Origin of the sequence: Lujinxingia vulgaris (assembly GCF_007997015.1) — a bacterium.
Classification (GTDB): domain Bacteria; phylum Myxococcota_A; class Bradymonadia; order Bradymonadales; family Bradymonadaceae; genus Lujinxingia; species Lujinxingia vulgaris.
The window spans coordinates 1-554 of the sequence record NZ_VOSM01000091.1; the positions used below are offsets into that span (position 1 = coordinate 1).

Annotated in this window: 1 protein-coding gene; it reads left to right on the top strand. The window is 48.7% G+C overall.

Going from position 1 to position 554, the window contains the following annotated elements:
- Positions 1-554, top strand: a 554-nt coding sequence (locus FRC98_RS21040; RefSeq protein WP_146983520.1) for an IS4 family transposase, incomplete at both ends; no start/stop codon positions are given.

Sequence of the window (554 nt, forward strand, 5' to 3'; positions counted from 1 at the left end):
GAAAGTTACAAGTGGGAGTCAGCGTCACGAGCGATGGCAGAGCGGCTGCAAGGACAAATGGCGAACGTGATATCGGTGTGTGACCGCGAAGCGGACATCTACGAATACTTGCAGTATAAACTGACCGAGCAGCAACGATTCGTCGTACGCTCGATGCAAAGTCGTCATATTGAAGAAGGTGGGGATAAGCTCTATGCGTTTGCAAGCGAGCTGATGAGTGCAGGCACCAAACACATCCACATTGCACAAAAAGGAGGAAGAAAAGCCCGAAGCGCAACACTGGATATCACCTATGCGCCAGTGACACTCAAAGCGCCTTACAATAAGAAAGGACACTCCCTCCCAGTTTACTATGTCGGCTGTACAGAGCGAGGAAACGCTAAGAACGGCTTAAGCTGGCACCTATTAACCAGTGAACCAGTCACCAGCAAAGAAGACGCCTTAGCTATCATCACCTACTATGAGCACCGTTGGCTTGTAGAGGAATACCATAAAGTCTGGAAAAGTGATGGCACGGATATCGAAAGTTTACGCCTTCAAAGCCAAGATAACAT